General features: G+C 48.0%; 18 protein-coding genes and 1 tRNA gene. 18 read left to right on the top strand and 1 reads right to left on the bottom strand.

What is annotated here, in order from left to right; translation table 11 throughout:
• The first annotated feature begins 8 nt into the window (after positions 1-8).
• Together KOO63_16380 and KOO63_16375 are read left to right on the top strand one after the other, a co-directional pair.
• Complete coding sequence (locus KOO63_16380; protein ID MBU8923394.1) at positions 9-680, top strand: PAS domain S-box protein; 672 nt, start codon at positions 9-11, stop codon at positions 678-680.
• 60 nt (positions 681-740) lie between these two features.
• Positions 741-816 (top strand) — tRNA-Phe (locus tag KOO63_16375).
• A 3-nt stretch (positions 817-819) separates the two neighbouring features.
• On the opposite strand, the gene KOO63_16370 is transcribed toward KOO63_16375, so the two are convergent.
• Complete coding sequence (locus KOO63_16370; GenBank protein ID MBU8923393.1) at positions 820-2109, bottom strand: glycosyltransferase family 4 protein; 1290 nt, start codon at positions 2107-2109, stop codon at positions 820-822.
• Positions 2110-2277: 168 nt separating this feature from the next.
• On the opposite strand from KOO63_16370, the gene KOO63_16365 reads away from it, so the two are divergent.
• From KOO63_16365 to tadA, 16 genes are all read left to right on the top strand, one after another.
• On the top strand, positions 2278-2481 hold the full coding sequence (locus KOO63_16365) for a hypothetical protein (GenBank protein MBU8923392.1): 204 nt from the start codon (positions 2278-2280) through the stop codon (positions 2479-2481).
• Positions 2482-2499: 18 nt separating this feature from the next.
• Positions 2500-4431, top strand: coding sequence for a pyruvate carboxylase subunit B (locus KOO63_16360; protein MBU8923391.1), 1932 nt, complete (start codon positions 2500-2502; stop codon positions 4429-4431).
• Positions 4432-4437: 6 nt separating this feature from the next.
• On the top strand, positions 4438-6534 hold the full coding sequence (locus tag KOO63_16355) for an FAD-dependent oxidoreductase (GenBank protein MBU8923390.1): 2097 nt from the start codon (positions 4438-4440) through the stop codon (positions 6532-6534).
• A gap of 11 nt (positions 6535-6545) precedes the next feature.
• Complete coding sequence (locus KOO63_16350) at positions 6546-7718, top strand: FAD-binding oxidoreductase (protein MBU8923389.1); 1173 nt, start codon at positions 6546-6548, stop codon at positions 7716-7718.
• A gap of 199 nt (positions 7719-7917) precedes the next feature.
• A complete protein-coding gene (locus KOO63_16345) occupies positions 7918-8301 on the top strand; it encodes a response regulator (protein MBU8923388.1) in 384 nt (127 codons plus the stop codon).
• A gap of 3 nt (positions 8302-8304) precedes the next feature.
• Positions 8305-9537 carry a type II secretion system F family protein gene (locus tag KOO63_16340; GenBank protein ID MBU8923387.1) on the top strand — a complete coding sequence of 411 codons (1233 nt, stop codon included), beginning with the start codon at positions 8305-8307 and terminating at the stop codon, positions 9535-9537.
• 51 nt (positions 9538-9588) lie between these two features.
• Complete coding sequence (locus tag KOO63_16335) at positions 9589-9939, top strand: type II secretion system GspH family protein (GenBank protein MBU8923386.1); 351 nt, start codon at positions 9589-9591, stop codon at positions 9937-9939.
• A gap of 15 nt (positions 9940-9954) precedes the next feature.
• Entirely contained in the window at positions 9955-11205 is a 1251-nt protein-coding gene (locus KOO63_16330; protein MBU8923385.1) for a type II secretion system GspH family protein, read from the top strand.
• The gene (locus tag KOO63_16325; GenBank protein MBU8923384.1) at positions 11202-11609 is read left to right on the top strand and encodes a prepilin-type N-terminal cleavage/methylation domain-containing protein; all 408 of its coding nucleotides are present in this window, start codon (positions 11202-11204) and stop codon (positions 11607-11609) included. Before KOO63_16330 ends, KOO63_16325 begins: the two co-directional genes overlap by 4 nt.
• Before the next feature lie 47 nt (positions 11610-11656).
• Positions 11657-12187 carry a type II secretion system GspH family protein gene (locus KOO63_16320; protein MBU8923383.1) on the top strand — a complete coding sequence of 177 codons (531 nt, stop codon included), beginning with the start codon at positions 11657-11659 and terminating at the stop codon, positions 12185-12187.
• A gap of 23 nt (positions 12188-12210) precedes the next feature.
• Positions 12211-13257, top strand: a complete 1047-nt coding sequence (gene pilM, locus KOO63_16315) for a pilus assembly protein PilM (protein MBU8923382.1) — start codon at positions 12211-12213, stop codon at positions 13255-13257.
• Positions 13254-13859 (top strand): hypothetical protein, encoded by a 606-nt coding sequence (locus KOO63_16310; protein ID MBU8923381.1) that lies wholly within the window; start codon positions 13254-13256, stop codon positions 13857-13859. Before pilM ends, KOO63_16310 begins: the two co-directional genes overlap by 4 nt.
• On the top strand, positions 13856-14434 hold the full coding sequence (pilO, locus tag KOO63_16305) for a type 4a pilus biogenesis protein PilO (GenBank protein ID MBU8923380.1): 579 nt from the start codon (positions 13856-13858) through the stop codon (positions 14432-14434). The genes KOO63_16310 and pilO overlap by 4 nt, the downstream gene beginning before the upstream one ends.
• Before the next feature lie 16 nt (positions 14435-14450).
• The gene (locus tag KOO63_16300; protein MBU8923379.1) at positions 14451-14942 is read left to right on the top strand and encodes a hypothetical protein; all 492 of its coding nucleotides are present in this window, start codon (positions 14451-14453) and stop codon (positions 14940-14942) included.
• Entirely contained in the window at positions 14942-16042 is a 1101-nt protein-coding gene (locus KOO63_16295; protein MBU8923378.1) for a hypothetical protein, read from the top strand. The genes KOO63_16300 and KOO63_16295 overlap by 1 nt, the downstream gene beginning before the upstream one ends.
• Positions 16043-16049: 7 nt before the next feature.
• Positions 16050-17086 (top strand): Flp pilus assembly complex ATPase component TadA (gene tadA, locus KOO63_16290; GenBank protein ID MBU8923377.1); only part of this gene is annotated, 1037 nt, incomplete at its 3' end.

The following is a 17086-nucleotide window of genomic DNA, read 5'->3' as shown; positions in this document are numbered from 1 at the left end:
AGGAAATAATGGGAATCGGAAAACCTGAAGAATATCTCGAATCCATATTCGAGAGCTCCCCTGTACCTCTTATATCATTGGACATGAGATTCAGGATAATCATGTTCAACAAGGCTGCCTGCATGTTGACGGGACACGCCAGTGAATATATAACGGGCAGGAGAATCACGAAGATCATCCACCTTTGCAATCTCAGGAAAATTATTAAAACTCTGCGAAACGGGAAAATATCCTTTGATGACGGGTATATGACAAAGATGATCGGAAGTGGGGGAACACAAATCCCTGTAAGGCTCAAGATCTCACCTTTGTTTGACACGGAAAACACGCTGATTGGGGCTCTGATAGTGGCTTCAGACCTGAGAGAGATAAGGGAAGTGCAGGCCAAGATGTTTGAAGCGGAGAGGCTGGCAGCCATAACCGAGACAGCTATCAGTGTAAATCATGAGATTAACAATCCTCTTTGTTCCATTCTCGGCAATACTCAATTGATGCTGATGGAAAAAGATAGTCTTGATCCCAGGATGATAAGGAAACTTGAGAGTATCGAAAAACAGATAGCAAGGATTCAGGACATAGCCGAACGCCTTGGAAAGATCACAAAACCTGTTCTCAAGGAATATGTGGGGGGGAAGAAGATGCTGGATGTGGAACACTCGGAAGTAAAGAATCATACTTGACAGACAAAGATATAAGAAAATGTTGACAAAGCCGATAAAATGAATAACATTTCCCTCCGTGGGAAGGTAGCTCAGTCGGTAGAGCAACGGATTGAAAATCCGTGTGTCGGGGGTTCAATTCCCTCCCTTCCCACCACCATCAAAGAACCGGGGTCGCTTCCAGCGATTCTCGGCTTTTTTCTTTCATGACGTCAATTTTCTCAGGGGGATCGGAGTGTGGAGGGATCAGGCTTCGGAATACCCTTAACTGACGATCAAGGACCTTTCTTTCATCGAAGTGCTGCAATGCTTTTTTTCGAGCCATCTCACCCATAGCGACACGTTTTCCCCTCTCTGATATAAGGATCCCCAGGGCTTCGGTGAGGGCTTTGTTATTACCTGCTTCGAACAATATCCCATCGATCCCGTCAGTGACTTCTTCCCTGCATCCCCTGATTCTGGAAGCTATGACCGGGACTCCGCACGCCATTGCTTCACATATTGAGCGCGGAAGCCCTTCCCTGTAAGACGGGAGGACGAAGATGTCGCTGGCTGCAAGTATCCTTTCGGGATCGTTTCTGAACCCCAATAGTTTTACCCTGTTCTCCATCTGGTTGACCCGTATCAGTGATTTGAGACGGTCGAGTGTAGTAGTGTCCCTGTCTCCTGACGTCTCGCAGTCGCCTGCCACGAGAAGGATCGTGTTTGGGAAAATGGACGAAAGAGACCTAAAAGATTCGGCTAGATCAAGGATTCCTTTTTCTTTTACTATCCTTCCAATAAAGGTGAGAACGATGGTTTGCGTATCGATTCCCAATTCTTTTCTTACTTTGGACCCGAGTTCGATGTCAGGGTTAAAATGCGATATATCCGCTCCATTACCGATATGAAGGACACGAGACGGAGAGATGAAATTTCCTCCTGCAGCCCAGTCTGTATCCTCGATGCTCTGGCAAAACATGAAATCAGTGGCAAATCTACCGGCAATTTTCTCCGCGAACTTGAAAATAAATCTTTTGAACCAGGGCATATTTTCGTGAAAATAGAACCCGTGGGCTGTGTACAGGATATTTTCCTGCCCGGCGATCCCAGCAGCGAGCCTTCCTATGAAGGCGGCTACAGGAGTATGAAAATGGACGATATCGAACCTTTCACGTTTCAATAATTCAAGAATATTCATAAACCCCCTGTAAAGGTTGGCAGGGGAGAGATTCCTTCTGATATCGATATTGTGAAATCGAAAGCCAACGGATTCGATTCTGCTCACTGTTCCTTTTTCGAGATCGTTCGCTGCACATTCTACATCGTATCCTTCGAAGCGCAATGCGTGCATGAGTGGAAATAACAGTTTAGTAATAGTAATATCGCTCGCAGATATCTGGAGGATCCTCGGTTTTGCAGCTGCTGGGACCTCATTTCGTTGAATGCATTTTTGTGTGATATTATCCATACAGGATCTCCCCCTGGCACCATTAAACCGGATTTTCCAAACCTGAGACTAAAGTCCTCTTCAAGAGTCTTTTCGTCTGTACTGGCATCTGGTTTAGGTAATTCTTGTTGACAGTCAGGAAAAGCCTCGATTATCTTAGTCTATCAGTCTTGTGCGAGAGAGGTTAAGATGATGGATGAGAATCTGATGGCTGCCATTTCGGCTGCTATCCAGGCTTATGTCGATCAGGATGACAGGGAAGCAGGAAGACGATTCGGTCAGAAATTGAGTCCCTGGAAGATGGGATCACGCAGGGAGACTATGAGTAGAAGGAATCTGGCTGTCAGGGGAAATCCAGCCAGGGTCCGATTGAGAAGGTTTTCTTTGATCTAAGCGCACCACAGGGGAATAATGTCTGATAAAAAAAAGAAGACGGATTTCGGCCCCGTAGGGATTACCGATACAACATTCAGAGACGGGCACCAGTCGACACTGGCGACAAGATTCCGCACAGAAGATATGCTTCCCATTGCAGAGGAAATGGACAGGGTCGGGTTTAATTCCATGGAGGTGTGGGGAGGCGCGACGTTTGATGTCGCTACGAGGTTTTTGAACGAAGATCCGTGGGAGAGGTTGATCGAGCTCAAAAAACGTATCAAAGATACTCCTCTGATGATGTTACTCAGGGGACAGAATCTTGTCGGGTACAGGAACTATGCCGATGATGTTGTAGAATCATTTGTGCATGAAGCCGCTGAGGCGGGCATCGATGTTTTCCGCGTATTCGATGCTTTGAATGACGAGCGCAATTTTGAAGCTTCATTCAAGGCTATAAGAAAAACAGGTAAACAGACTCAGGGCACAATTTCGTATTCGCTTACTGAGCGAAGGTTGGGCGGAGAAGTATTCGACCTGGCTTATTATGTCAGGAAAGCGAGAGCCCTTGAGGATCTTGGAGTAGATTCCATATGTATAAAAGATATGGCCGGGTTGATGAATCCATTTGATGCTTTCGACCTTGTCAGTTCGATAAAGGCTGAGGTCTCGGTTCCCATACATCTTCACTGTCATTATACGAGTGGTATGGCCTCTATGACTTATCTTAAAGCTATAGAGGCGGGAGTCGATGTTGTCGATTGCGCTCTTGCCCCCTTTGGGCTCAGGACGTCGGAACCCGCGATCGAACCTATGGTGGCGGCATTGGTCGGGTCGGAGAGGGATCCGAAGCTGGATCTGGAGAAACTATTCAAACTGGGCAACTATATTGAGAAGGTAGTTCCCAAATACAGGCGATTCCTGAACAGAACGAAGATGGCAGTGATAGACACCGGTGTGTTGAAACACCAGATCCCTGGTGGGATGCTTACAAATCTTGTCAGCCAGCTGGCCGAAGCTGAAGCTCTGGACAGGCTCAGCGATGTGTACGATGAGTTACCCAGGACAAGGAAGGAACTGGGATACCCGCCCCTCGTTACTCCAACGAGTCAGATTGTCGGCATCCAGGCCGTTCAGAATGTGCTTTTCGGCAGATATAAGATGATCAGCGCGCAGGTCAAGGACTATGCTTTTGGTCTTTATGGTAAGCCACCGGTCCCGATGGATCCCAAGATTCAGAAGCTTGCGTTGAAAGGATATCCGAGGGGAGACAAGCCGATAGATTGCAGGGCCGCGGATATGCTGGAGCCCGAGATGGAAAAGGCCAGAGAGGCTGTAAAAGGGCTTGCCAGAAATGAACAGGATGTGCTGATCTACGCACTCTATCCCACGACCGGGATGAGATTTCTCAGATGGAAATATGGTCTGGAAGAACCGCCGGCGGATGTAAGGCCGGTCACACTTGAGGAAATCAAGCGGGAAGACGAGATGGTCGAGAAGGTTCTGAAAGGTCAGGCTATAATAACTCCGGCCGGTGATAAACCCGCAAAGGGAGCCGCGCTCAGGACGTTCAACGTCTTTGTGGGGGGCGATTATTACAATATCGAAGTAGAGGAAGTCGGCGGAAAATCACGAGCAAAAGCTTCCGGGGAAACGGCGCCTCTGGTGACCAGAAAGCCGGTCAAAAGCAAAAAAATCAAGCCAGAGTCTGATGGCGGCAAGGAAGAACGATCCACAGGAAGCGCAGGATCCGAATTTACTCTGACAGCCCCGATGCCCGGGATGGTCGTCAGTTATGAAGTGAAGGAGGGGGATTCTGTAAGTGAGGGCGATGTCCTGGTTATCCTCGAGGCCATGAAAATGCAGAACAGCCTCACATCAAATGTCAGCGGTGTGATCAGATCGATAAAGGTCGCTCCTGGAACATCAGTGGAGAAGAATCAGGTACTACTTACAATCTCCCAGTAGAACGAGGTGTTTGAAATAAACTCCGATACTAATGGTAATCATCGGCTCAGATCCCACCCGATAATTCCCATCGAGAGCAAAAAGAAGATCTCATTTACATTCAATGGAATCCTCGTCAAAGCTCTCGAGGGGGAAGTCATAACGTCGGCGCTTTACGCGAGCGGAATCAAAGTCTTCAGTCATCATCAGAGAGATAACGCCCCGCAGGGAATATTCTGCGCCAACGGTCAGTGCAGCCAGTGTCTGGTGATCGTGAATGGTGTGCCAGTGAAAGGGTGTATGACAATAGCCACTGACGGGATGGAAGTGGTCAGCTGTGAAGGGAATCCCGAATTACCTGCATCGGACGATCTGCCCGCATTTTCCGAAGTCGATGTCATCAAGACAGACGTTCTTGTCATCGGAGGAGGTCCGGCCGGGATCAATGCGGCGATAGAGCTCGGAAGACTTGGGATCGAAACCCTGGTCGTTGATGACAAGAATGAACCCGGTGGAAAACTGACTTTGCAGACACATCCTTTCTTTGGTTCCCGTGACGATTGTTATGCCGGGATCAGAGGGATAAATATAGCGGAGATCCTCACTTCCGAGTTGGAGAAACTCGATACCGTTACCGTAATGACAGGAACAACAGCGGTTGGAGTATTCGAAGATAAGAAAATCGGACTTTTTGACGGCAGTAAGATCGTCCTCGTGGATCCTGATGCGGTGCTGGTCGCTTGCGGAGCCAGGGAAAAAACACTCGTCTTTCCGGGTTGCGATCTCCCTGGCGTATATGGCGCTGGCGCGTTCCAGACCCTTTTAAACAGAGATCTGGTCAAACCTGCCGAGAGGCTGTTTATTGTCGGAGGGGGGAATGTCGGACTTATAACCGGCTATCACGCGATTCAGGCCGGGATCAAAGCGGTGGGCCTGGTCGAAGCTCTTGATAAGTGTGGTGGATATAAAGTCCATATCGACAAATTGAGACGGCTTGGAGTACCGATATTCACTTCCCATACTATATTGAAAGCTGAAGGCACTGAACATCTCGAGAGTATCACTATCTGTTCGATAGACGAAAAATTCCAACCTATACCTGGTACAGAGCGAAAGTATGATGTAGATACTCTGCTCATAGCGGTAGGACTTTCGCCCGTCAACGAACTTTTCGAGAAGCTTGAGGAATTCGGAATGAAAAGATACAACTGCGGTGATTCGGAAGAGATCGCTGAAGCGTCTGCGGCAATATTCAGTGGGAGGATCACAGGCAGGAAGATAGCAAAAGATCTTGGTCACGAAATCGATATACCGATCGAATGGGGAAAGACTCAGGAAATACTAAGAAGCAAACCTGGGCGGGCAATACCATTCAAGTCGGAAAAAAGAGACATGAAGGTGTTTCCGATTATCAGGTGTGTAGAAGAGATACCCTGCAATCCATGTGTCGATTCATGTTCAAAATGCTCGATAACTATTCCCGGTGAGTCGATCATGGGTCTGCCGATTTTTGGTGGAGAATGCACCGGATGCCTGAAATGTGTCGATGCCTGTCCCGCTCTGGCGATCACACTGGTCAGGCCGGGATACGATGATGTAAAGTGTACTTCCCTTGTTACAATTCCCTTCGAGATCGATTTAGAAAACTTTAAAGAGGGTTCTGTCGTGATGACGGTAGATATGGATGGTGATCCTGTGGGTAATGGGGAAGTCGTCATGATCAGGAATTCTCCTTTCGATAAGAAGAGAAAACTTGTCTCACTGGAAGTCCCGGAAAAGGAATCCTGCGAAGTGGCCGGATTCAAAATACTCGATATCGAAGACGGATATGAAGGCGCAGGGCTGGAAGAATCCATACCTGACGACACGATCGTATGTAGATGCGAGAGGATAACAGCAGGCGAGATAAGGAAAGAGATCAGAACCGGAGTCATAGATATGAATATTCTGAAAGCGACGATCAGGACGGGAATGGGAGCATGTGGGGGGAAGACCTGTACGGAATTGATACTCAGGTTATATCGAAGCGAAGGAGTGGATATCTCGAAAGTCACTCTTCCGACCAACCGGCCGTTCGTTTCTGAGGTGCCGCTGTCGGCTTTCGCTCATCTGTCGGACGAATAAGGACGAAAGACATGGAACGGAGAAAAAACTTCGACGCGATAATAATCGGAGCTGGAAGCGTCGGCCTCCCTTTAGCCTATTTCCTGGCTCTCGAGGGTTTAAGCGTTCTGGTCCTCGACAGCTATCCCTCCCCTGGACAGGGACAGAACAAGGCTGCTATAGGGGGAGTCAGGGCTACACACAGTGACCCCGCCAAGATATCTCTCTGCCTTCAAAGCCTGGAGATATTCTCAAGCTGGGAGGAAAAGCATGGTACCGATATAGGCTGGATCGGAGGAGGATACTGTTTTCCCATTTATAGAGAGGCCGACGAGAGTGCCTTGAAAGGGCTGCTTCCAGTTCAAAAGAAGTTCGGACTTGATATCGACTGGGTCGGCGCGGAAAGGATCATCGAACTGGTTCCTGGAATAAACAGGGATAATCTGCGAGGTGGTACATATTCTCCGGGCGACGGGCAGGTCTCACCCCTGATGTCGGCCGCTGCATTCTGGCAGGAAGCGAAAAATAATGGGGTGTATTTCAGATTCAATGAACCGGTGACGGAGCTCCTGATCGAAAGAGGATCGATAAGGGGAGTAAAGACCTCGATCGGAGAGTACCACTCCGATGTCGTGGTAAACGCGGCTGGTGCGTATGGCCAAGAGATCGGGAAAATGGCCGGTCTGGATATACCTGTTATCCCCGAAAGCCATGAAGCAGGGATATCGGCTCCCATGGAAAGGTTCTTCAAGCCCTTAATAGTCGATATCAGGCCTGGTCCCGAACGACGCACGGCGAATTTTTATTTCGGACAGAACGACAGGGGGCAGGTAATCTTCTGTTATACTCCGATAGAATCTATAACAGGGACCGACAGGGCAGTTACTTCGGAGTTCATGCCAGTCATAGCGAGAAGACTTATAGAACTTATCCCAAGGCTGAAAAATATGCTTGTAAGGCGCGTATGGAGGGGATTGTATCCGATGACCCCGGACGGAATAATCATTCTCGACTATGTCCGGGAAATCAAGGGACTGTATCTCTCTGTCGGAATGTGTGGACAGGGATTCATGCTTGGGCCGGGAGTAGGTCTCAACATGGCAAAATTGATAGTGAACGGTGAGCCCGCTATTCCCAAGGACATCTTTGAATCCGTAGGTTTCTACCGCGATTTCAACCTCAAGAGGACTGAGACGCTGAAATAATTCAGTTGCTTTCAGGGACTTTAGTAACATTTTGCTCAACTAATCCGATTCATTTCCGAAAAGAATGGATAGCAGCAACTCCAATGAGAGGGAGATGCATGCATGGATATATGTTTCCTGTAATTAGTGGATAGATATTGCCAGCCAGGATGATAACAGGATAGAGACGGGGGTGACCCCCGGGATTGCTGGAGGAATCATGAAGAAGGTGCTTGTGGTCGAGGATAGCAGGCTTGTCTCGGAGCTGTTAAGGATCGAACTTGGAAAGAGGGATTTCGACGTGACCGTCAGAGATGATGGCCTCGAAGGCCTGAAAACGGCTAAAGACATCGTTCCGGATATTCTGATACTGGATGTGATGCTTCCCTCGATGAATGGGTTCAAGATCTGCAGGTTGCTCAAGTTCGACAAGAGGTTCAAAAATATTCCGGTCATTATGTTGACGACAAGGTCCCTTGAAGACGACCAGAAGATCGGTATGACCAGTGGTGCGAATGCATACATGGCCAAACCTTTCAAAATCGAGGTTCTTGTCGAAAAAATGGAGGAGCTTCTTAACGAAGTCGGAGCAGTCGAAGGATAGGTCATGAGTGTTTACCATTACAAGGCTATGGATTCTCATGGTGTCGAAGTCAGTGGGGAAATGGAATTCCCCGATCGTATTCACCTGCTTAATAAACTATCCGCAATGGGATACTTCGTATCTTCGGTAACGGAAAAAAAATCGTTTGGATTCAGAAAACTACTTGAAAGGACAGGTTTTTCAGCGTACAGGGTAGGCAGAAAATCAAGGATAATATTCACCAGACAGATGGCTTCCCTTCTTCAGGCCGGAATCCCAATAAATTCTGCACTGACTCTCATATCGAGACAAACTGAGGACAAAGGGCTGGTCGATATGGCTCAGTCTCTCAAAAGAAGCATAGAAGGAGGGTCTGCAGTCTCAGAGGCGTTGTCCCGGAGGCGGGACGCATTTTCAGATGCCTACATTTCGATGGTCGAAGCCGGAGAAGCATCGGGAATGCTTGCGGAAGTATTTGAGAAACTCGCAAATCTCGAGGAAACTGAGAACGAGAGGCGGGAGAGTGTAAAATCGGCCGTAGCTTATCCCCTGATTCTGGTCATTGCCTCGGTAATGGGTATTACGTTTCTCCTCGTAGCTGTATTCCCCACATTTGTGAAGATCTTCGACTCGGCCAACATTACCCTTCCGCTCACGACGCGGGCAATTATAGCCATCAGCGAATTTGTAAAAGCCAATCTAGTCTATCTTGTTATGGGAATGGCCTCGTTTTGTCTTTACGTCAAGTGGCTCTCCGGGCGCGAGAAGGGAAAACTATTTCTGGACAGGTTGAAGCTTCGCCTTCCGCTTTTCGGAAAACTTCTCAGAAAGACTTCGATATCAACATTCACTCATACATACCAGGCGCTTAACAGCAGTGGAGTCCCAGTGGAAAGAAGCCTCCGGATCTCGTCCAGATCACCTGGCAATAAAGTTATTGAAGCTGCTGTACTCGACGCAAGGATGAGGATATCGGATGGAGCGACGATCGCTGACGCATTCGAGGAGAGCGGAGAGTTTCCTCCACTGGTCGTACATATGTTCTCTATCGGTGAGGAATCGGGGAATATGGACGATATGCTTCTGAAGCTCTGTGAGTATTACGAGAAGGAGATCACCTACGCGATATCACGCCTTACGACGGCCATCGAGCCGATACTGATCGGAGTGATGGGTTTTGTGATCGCTTTCATGTACCTGTCGCTTATAACACCGATGATGCAGATGATGAAAGTTGCAAAGGGAGGTGGAATGTAGAAAAATTTGACATCCACCTGAAACACTTTGGATATAAAAGGAGAAATGTAAATGAGAAGAAAAAAGAATAACGGAGGCTGGACTCTGATAGAACTGGTCATAGTGATCGTGATACTTGGCCTCATCGCCGCTGTCACAGTTCCAGCATACATGAATATGACTGATAGCGCCGAGATCAACGCCTGTCAGGCTGCCCAGGCCACCATACGGTCGTCAGTTAGTATTTATTATGCAAAACACAAGGGTGTCCTTCCCGATAATCTTACGACATCGATGTTCATGAACGCGCAGATACCCTTATGTTCGACAACTGGGACAATAAGTTACACAAAGACAACCGACAGCACCTTTACGGTCTCGTGCAGTGTGACTGATCACAATACAGCGGTGAGTAGTCCATAGGGAGGTAATCGATCCATGACCATGATGACTCTCGATAACAGGGGAGTCGCTCTGGTAACTCTTATAATCGTGCTGGCAGTCTTCGGGACTATTGCTTTGTCTGTACAGGTGATGATCGGACAAAGTGCCGTTTCGGGGGTCGTAGAGCTGGAAAGAGCCAGAGCTCTCTATCTCGCGGAGGCTGGTGTCAATGATTCGTTCTGGGAATTGAAATATTCCGGGAAGCTATATGGGCCTCCAGAACAGGATTTCGGAGTGATAGACGCGAGGAGCGTCTCGTTCGAGTCCGGTGTATCGGCTTACTATCTTTCGGCTGACAGCGCGGAAGTCATCTATGGAAGAGGGTCTGTGAATGGTCTCGAAAGGGATGTCGCGGTCGGGATAGTCTCAGGTTCAGCTTCGACGGAGTACTTGCTATACCAGATCTCGAATGGTGGGCTGTCGATCGGATCCAGGGCAACTTTGAGTGGTTCGGTGTTCTGCAGAGGAGACTTTATGATCATGACCCCGACCGGAACAGATCCAGCGTATCTCGAGATCTTCGTCGGTCCCGGGGGGAGCGCATATTACGCGGATGGTTCTCCGCTGGATCATACGGAACTCGACCCGGTACCATCCCCTCCGGTCTTCGCCACGTCGATTTATGATGCTCTTATCGCGAGAGCTGCCGATACGGGCCTGTCAGGCCCATTGAACTGGGGAGATACGGAACTGGGAGATACTGTATTCATAGACGGGTCTTTGTCGTTGAAACATCATGGTGACCTGACAAAGGAAGGTTCATATTCAGTCCTCGTCGTCAGCGGAAACATTTCGATATCGCATCATTGCACAGTGGAAGACGATATATTCATAATCGCCGGTGGAAACATAAGTATAAACGGAACGAGTACAAGAATAGGTGACACGACTGGCAGAAGCGGGAATGTCCTTTATTCCTCGACAGGAACTGTGACAATCGGAGCCAATGCTGTTGCTAACGGCACGATACTGACTCCGTTCAGGTGTACGCTCGAAGAGAGGTCAGAATTCAACGGACTGATCTACGCGGGTGACAGGGTCAGTGTGTCCGACCGTGTGACGTTCAACGGAGCGATATGGACGGAGGAGTTCTCGTCGGGCGAAATAGGAGAGAGATGCAATATCAGTGAGAACCAGTCGTATCTGCCTGCTTCCATGCCGATGGGATTGACTGCGCCTGGAGGCGGAGGAGAGGGAGAGACAAGTTTTGCGGGCAGATGGTGGGAACTGAGGGGACAAGGATGACAACGTATGGACTTTGGGAGAATAGAAAAGGGAATGACCGGAGCGGAATAAATCGAGCCAAAGAAACCGGGTTTTCACTTATTGAATTGATCATTACGATCGCGATCCTCGGTCTGATCGCCTATTTCTTCTCGGTGATGCAGTCAAGCATCCTGACTGCCGCAAGTGGAGATGATCAGCTGACGGATGCGGTCAAGCTGGCTGAAGGGAAAATGGAGGTAGCGATCCAGGCAGGCACCGGGATCCAGCCTCAGGACTGGACGGCAGATGGAGATCTTGAATGGAAGAGGGATGTCTCTGTCCTAAAATTAGATGAGGGAGCCCCGACACTGGTAGAGGTTAGAGTTTCGGTGAGAAAGGGACAGAGTATCGTCTGCTCTCTGTTCACTCATATTGCTGAATAGCTGCTTGAAAAAATACGATCGACTCGTAGCAACCGGGAGTGTTGTAGATGAACAGGGGAATGACTCTGGTGGAACTGATGATAGGGGTGACGATACTGGGAATTATATCTCTTACATCATTCCCGGTCATAGTAGATCTCCTTTCCTCGGTCTGGTTGACACAGGAGAAGGCAAGTGTAAACAATGTTGGCCGGAAAGTGCTGGCAGCGATGTCTGATGAGATACGCCAGGCAGTCGCAACTCAATCCGAGTTTCGTCCGTGGGTAAGCCCCGATGGTTCGACAATCAGGTTCTACAGGACAGCAGTCTCAGGTGATTCGATAAGATATTATTTTGGGCCGGATGATGGAAGCGTTTATCTGTTCAGGTCGGTGGGCGCGTCCCCCGGTGAATATGTACCTTCATATGCTCGTGAAGAAGTCGATTATATCAGTGGATCATTCTCGGTAGATGCTGGAACTACCGGATATTCTCAGGATGGCCGTGTATCCATGGAAATCCAGATCAGAAGAGAAATAGGGATAGAACCAGAGACTGCGGAATATCAGTTGTCTGTATTTTGCAGGAGTTACAGATAGATACGGGAAGGATGGTTCAGGGAGTGAGGCTCCTTAAGTCAAGAAATACGATGCTGGGATTGGATATCAGTCCTCGAGCAGTGAAACTTATAGAGATGGAGAGGGTCAACGGGACAAAGAAGGTCCTCAGTCATGCGATAAGTGAGTGGGATGGTCAGGATGATCCTGGTCTCGACCAGTTGGAGGGTGGTTTGCTGAAAAAGCTGGTATTGGAAAACAATATCCACACGAAGAAGGTAGTTACGATTGTTCCGCATAAGGACCTTACGGAACGGTTTGTTGAACTTCCCTTTTCTGCCGGAAACAAGATGGGTGAATATGTGAAATGGGAAATCCCCAAACATATTAATTATCCTGTCGAAGAAGCTACCTATGACTATATATGCGCAGATTCTTCTCAGAGGGAGAAATGCGAGGTCCATCTCGCAATCACGAGAAAAGATTCCGTCGACAGGATCGTGTCGATCATCAGAGACGCCGGGCTGATCCCTGAAGTCATCGAGACTAGGTCCACCGCGCTTCACAGGCTTGTTAAGCAGAATCCCGAGTGGATGACAAAGACTGTGACTCTGTTGGATATCGAATACAGATGGACCTCTATGCTGGTAATAAGTGAGGGCACATTGAGAATGTCGAGAAGGATCGAAAATGGGAAAAGGGACATTGTGACTTCTATAGCCGTGCTGTCGGGCTGTGAGCTTGATGAAGCAGAAAATCTACTGATGGACCTTGGTTTTGATGAAAAAGTCCTTGAAGGTGAAAGTGTAGATCCTACATCCAGGGAGTTTAATGTCTACTCGGCCATTGAGAGACCGGTCGATAGAATGCTGGCTGACATGAAGAGATCATATGAATTCTATAAGGCGCAATATGGGATCGAAAACGATCCGGATCTGATTCTTATTTCGGGTGAGACATCCTGCATCCCGAATCTCGACAGATTTATCAGTATGAAAACGGGTAATAAAGCAAACGTGATAAGGATCGAGGATCTTTCAGGCCTGCAGATAGATGGGAAAGAACTTCAGGTCGGTTCATTCACAATAGCACTGGGATTGGCAATGCGATGATCGCAACGACAAAACAGATAAACCTTATTCCAGCTGAAACCAGGTTCCTGATCCAATGGACGCTGAGCCGGGCTATTGTTCCTATGACTCTTGCTTTGATCACAGGGTTGGTCGCAGTACATCTGATGCAGGAGAGGACGATCAACAACTATGCTGGCAGGATAATGGAAAGCGAAAGAGATCTTGAGGCACTTACGGGGCAACAGATGGCGATTCTGGAGATCATAGGGTCCATCGAGAAAATAAGCGATCGAAAATCAGAACTGGAAGTGATTAGGGAGATCGTCACCGATCACCGGAATACCAGTATCATCTGGTCATCGGTAATTGCTGATATGGTGGAAAATGCTGGAAAAGAAATGTGGTTTGAAAAACTTGAAGTCTATGATGATCGCAGAAAACTCAAAGACAAGACAGTGTCGAAGGTGAAAATGTTTGAAATAGAAGGCAGGTCTTTTTCACAGGGAAGCATCGCGGATTTTGTTGGGTTTATTGAGGATTATAAACTCTTGCAGAAGGTCGTATTAGCCGGAAGTGTGCAAGAAGTCTATGGGGAAAGGACCGTCTACAGGTTTCTGGTGATTGGCGAGGTGGGGTCATGAGACTCGTCTCAGACAAAGTAGTAGTGAGGAAAATATCGATAGCTCTGATCGTTGTCGCCGTTCTCGTGATTGTATTTATGTTCGCGGAACATTCTCCCGGAGCAAGAAGGATCAGGGTGTTGAAGAATAGATGCGAGAGGCTGGAAGAACAGACCCACCTGCTTGTTACTGTAGATCTGCCCCAAAAGCAGGGAGAGATGTCCCTGGCCTCTGATGTAGATACACTCTGGGAGAAATTCCGGAGCCCTCATGAAATCCTTCTCAACAAGATACCGATAGCCGCTGAACAAGGCGACTTTCTGAATACTATCTGTCAAATAGCAAAAGCCGACGAGTTCGAGATTGTATCCATGAAATCAGGCGATATAGATATTTGTAAGGGATTCTCGACGATTCAGATCCTGGTAGACATCAGATGCCGATTCGAAAAACTGGGAGAGTTTCTTAAGAGTATAGAAGATATGGAAAGGCTAGTTCGAGTAGACAGATTCGAGATCAGATCGGATGAATTCAGAACAGGTGTCGTTGTCGCGAGTCTGGTGATCACCGGATATATACGTCCAGACAACTTATGATGGAGCTGATACAGACGTGAGATCATGCGCAATAAAAATCTTTATTCTATCGACATTTGTTGGGATCATTACATCTTCGGCAGCAGGGCAGGAATTCAATGTAAAAGAACTTCTGAAGATGCAGGAATCTGAAGATGGAAGTTCAAATTCCCGAATACTCGTGGAATTGAGATCACTTATATGTGGACTCGACAGCCTGCTTGCGGAAGTCAGGCGACCAGCAGAGAGACAATGGAAAAGGGACATTTTCAAGCCTCTTGTTACAATAAGAGCTGGGACAGGTACCGGACCCGGGATTGCAAGCAAAAGCGAAAGGGAATCGATACCGCTGATCCTCACCGGCACTGCGGTGTCGGGGAATAGGGCAATTGCAATATTCGGGAGAATAGAAGTCGGAACAGGCGATGTGATCGATGGATACAGAGTCATAAGTATCGAGATCGGTCGCGTAATCGTAGAGTCAGAAAATGGCAGTCGGGAGATCCTGATAATTAACGGAGAGAAATAATGAAAAGAATATCGGTGCTATTGGCTGTCATCATGATTCAGATGGTAGCAGGAATTTCTTATAGTCAGGGGCAATCGGGAGAACTCGATATCAAGGAGGACTTCGATTCGCGATGGGCGAAGAAGGTATCGGTCGAATTCGCCGACACCGATATTCAGATTGCTTTGAGAATGTTGGCAGGGATATCGGGATTGAATATTGTTTCAGGAACCAAGATCACGGGAAAGGTATCAGCAAGGTTGGATGATGTCAGTCTGGAAGAGGCCCTGTCTTCGATCGTCAGATCGTGCGGGTTTTCATATATAAGGGAAGGTGAAGTGATAAGAGTGATCGAATCTCCTGAAGGTATGGCGGGTATAGGAGCTTCGACACCACAGGTTCTTATTGAATCGAGGATCGTCGAGGTCACTCTCGGTGATGATATCCAGGGAGGTGTGAACTGGGAGCTGATGTCCTCGTCGATCGGCAATGAAATATCAGCTGAAGGATTGATTGATGTCGGCCTTGGGACTTCGGGACTTCTTCTGAACATCTATAACGGTGACGTAGATGCTCTCATCGATATTGTGGGGAGAGAAAGAAAGACTAATATTCTGTCGGCTCCAAGAATAGTTGCGATGGATGGGCGGGAATCGAGGATCCTTGTCGGAGAAAAAGTTGCCTATCAACAGACGTTCGGTCAGGCAACTGCGGGGATTACAACCACGAGTGTCCAGTTCGAGGATGTCGGGATCAAGCTCTATGTCACGCCACATGTAAGATCTGATGAATATGTGATTATAGATATCCTGGTGGAAGTCAGTTCAGTGAAGGAATGGAGGACGGTGAGTAACGGTGACGAGATCCCGATAATCAGCACTAAGCAGACGACGAGTCATGTCGTCGTGAAGAACGGATCTTCTCTTATTATCGGCGGTATGCTGAGTGAGAGCATAATAGAATCAGTCGTAAAAATTCCGATACTTGGCGACATCCCTATTCTGAAATATCTGTTCAGCAGGAGGAGTAAGGAAACGAACAAGACCGAACTGACGATATTCATCACTCCCAGATTCAAGACTGAGATCACAGGCGATGTTTCCGTGCTCGGGACGAGGTGACAGATAGATGGAATCGAAAGTAATATCGGTATTTCTTGAAAAACTGGGCGAAGATCTGGTAGAGAGGGGAGTTATTACTACAAGCCAGCTTGAGCAGGCACGTCAGGAGAGGGAGGGCTCAGGGGAGAACCTTGGTGAGGTGCTGGTCCGGTTGGGTTTTTCCAATCAGCAGAAGATCAACAAGTACATCGGAGACGGTCTTGATATACCTTCGATAGAGCTTGCACATTATGATATCGATTCAGCCATAGCCGAAATGATCGAGGAAGACACAGCTCGTAAATACAGGATAATCCCAATGTTCGAGATAGAAGATGTCATCACCATCGCGATGGTCGATCCGTTCGATATCTTCGCAATCGAGAAAATGCAGGGGATAACAGGAAAGATTATCGAGCCGGTACTGGCAAGTGAAAGTGATGTGTTGAACGCTATAGATTCGTTCTGGGGGGAGAAGAACCGGCTTGATGAGTTCATGGATGAACTCGCTATAGATACAGGAAGTGATGGGAGCAATGATCCGGCGGATGAAACAGGGAATTCGGATGCTGAAGTCGATGACAGGCCGATAATAAAGCTTGTCGATTCTATCTTCAGTGACGCGGTCCTGAAGGGAGCCAGTGATATACACATCGAGCCTGAATCTGATCTTGTCAGGATAAGATACAGGATAGACGGTGTATTACAGGATATTTCAAAAGTGGATTACGGACACCATGCCGCTATCAGTACGAGGATCAAGTACATGGCAAAGATGGATATCGGTCAGCGGAGAGTGCCGCAGGATGGCAAGATCCACCAGTCGATAGAAAAGCGAAAGATCGATTTCAGAGTCTCGACATACCCCGTGGTCTATGGTGAGAAGATAGTGCTCAGAATACTGGATCTAAAATCCGTAAGGGTGAAGCTGGATGACCTCGGCTTTGACGGTGAAGTGATTGACGACTACCGTGAGATAGCGGGGTTGAGTAACGGAGTAGTCCTGGTCACAGGTCCTACCGGGAGCGGTAAGACTACGACTTTGTACGCTACACTCAACGGGAT

It is taken from the genome of Candidatus Latescibacterota bacterium (assembly GCA_019038625.1).
Lineage (GTDB): Bacteria > Krumholzibacteriota > Krumholzibacteriia > Krumholzibacteriales > Krumholzibacteriaceae > JAGLYV01.
Note: the sequence above shows the minus strand (reverse complement) of the source record. Positions and strands in the feature narration are given on the sequence as shown.

Excerpts from the sequence above, each read along its gene's own strand:
- KOO63_16380 (MBU8923394.1), top strand. The coding sequence starts at position 9 with ATGGGAATCGGAAAACCTGAAGAATATCTCGAATCCATATTCGAGAGC.
- KOO63_16370 (MBU8923393.1), bottom strand. The coding sequence starts at position 2,109 with ATGGATAATATCACACAAAAATGCATTCAACGAAATGAGGTCCCAGCA.
- KOO63_16365 (MBU8923392.1), top strand. The coding sequence starts at position 2,278 with ATGATGGATGAGAATCTGATGGCTGCCATTTCGGCTGCTATCCAGGCT.
- KOO63_16360 (MBU8923391.1), top strand. The coding sequence starts at position 2,500 with ATGTCTGATAAAAAAAAGAAGACGGATTTCGGCCCCGTAGGGATTACC.
- KOO63_16350 (MBU8923389.1), top strand. The coding sequence starts at position 6,546 with ATGGAACGGAGAAAAAACTTCGACGCGATAATAATCGGAGCTGGAAGC.
- KOO63_16345 (MBU8923388.1), top strand. The coding sequence starts at position 7,918 with ATGAAGAAGGTGCTTGTGGTCGAGGATAGCAGGCTTGTCTCGGAGCTG.
- KOO63_16340 (MBU8923387.1), top strand. The coding sequence starts at position 8,305 with ATGAGTGTTTACCATTACAAGGCTATGGATTCTCATGGTGTCGAAGTC.
- KOO63_16335 (MBU8923386.1), top strand. The coding sequence starts at position 9,589 with ATGAGAAGAAAAAAGAATAACGGAGGCTGGACTCTGATAGAACTGGTC.
- KOO63_16330 (MBU8923385.1), top strand. The coding sequence starts at position 9,955 with ATGACCATGATGACTCTCGATAACAGGGGAGTCGCTCTGGTAACTCTT.
- KOO63_16325 (MBU8923384.1), top strand. The coding sequence starts at position 11,202 with ATGACAACGTATGGACTTTGGGAGAATAGAAAAGGGAATGACCGGAGC.
- KOO63_16320 (MBU8923383.1), top strand. The coding sequence starts at position 11,657 with ATGAACAGGGGAATGACTCTGGTGGAACTGATGATAGGGGTGACGATA.
- KOO63_16310 (MBU8923381.1), top strand. The coding sequence starts at position 13,254 with ATGATCGCAACGACAAAACAGATAAACCTTATTCCAGCTGAAACCAGG.
- pilO (MBU8923380.1), top strand. The coding sequence starts at position 13,856 with ATGAGACTCGTCTCAGACAAAGTAGTAGTGAGGAAAATATCGATAGCT.
- KOO63_16295 (MBU8923378.1), top strand. The coding sequence starts at position 14,942 with ATGAAAAGAATATCGGTGCTATTGGCTGTCATCATGATTCAGATGGTA.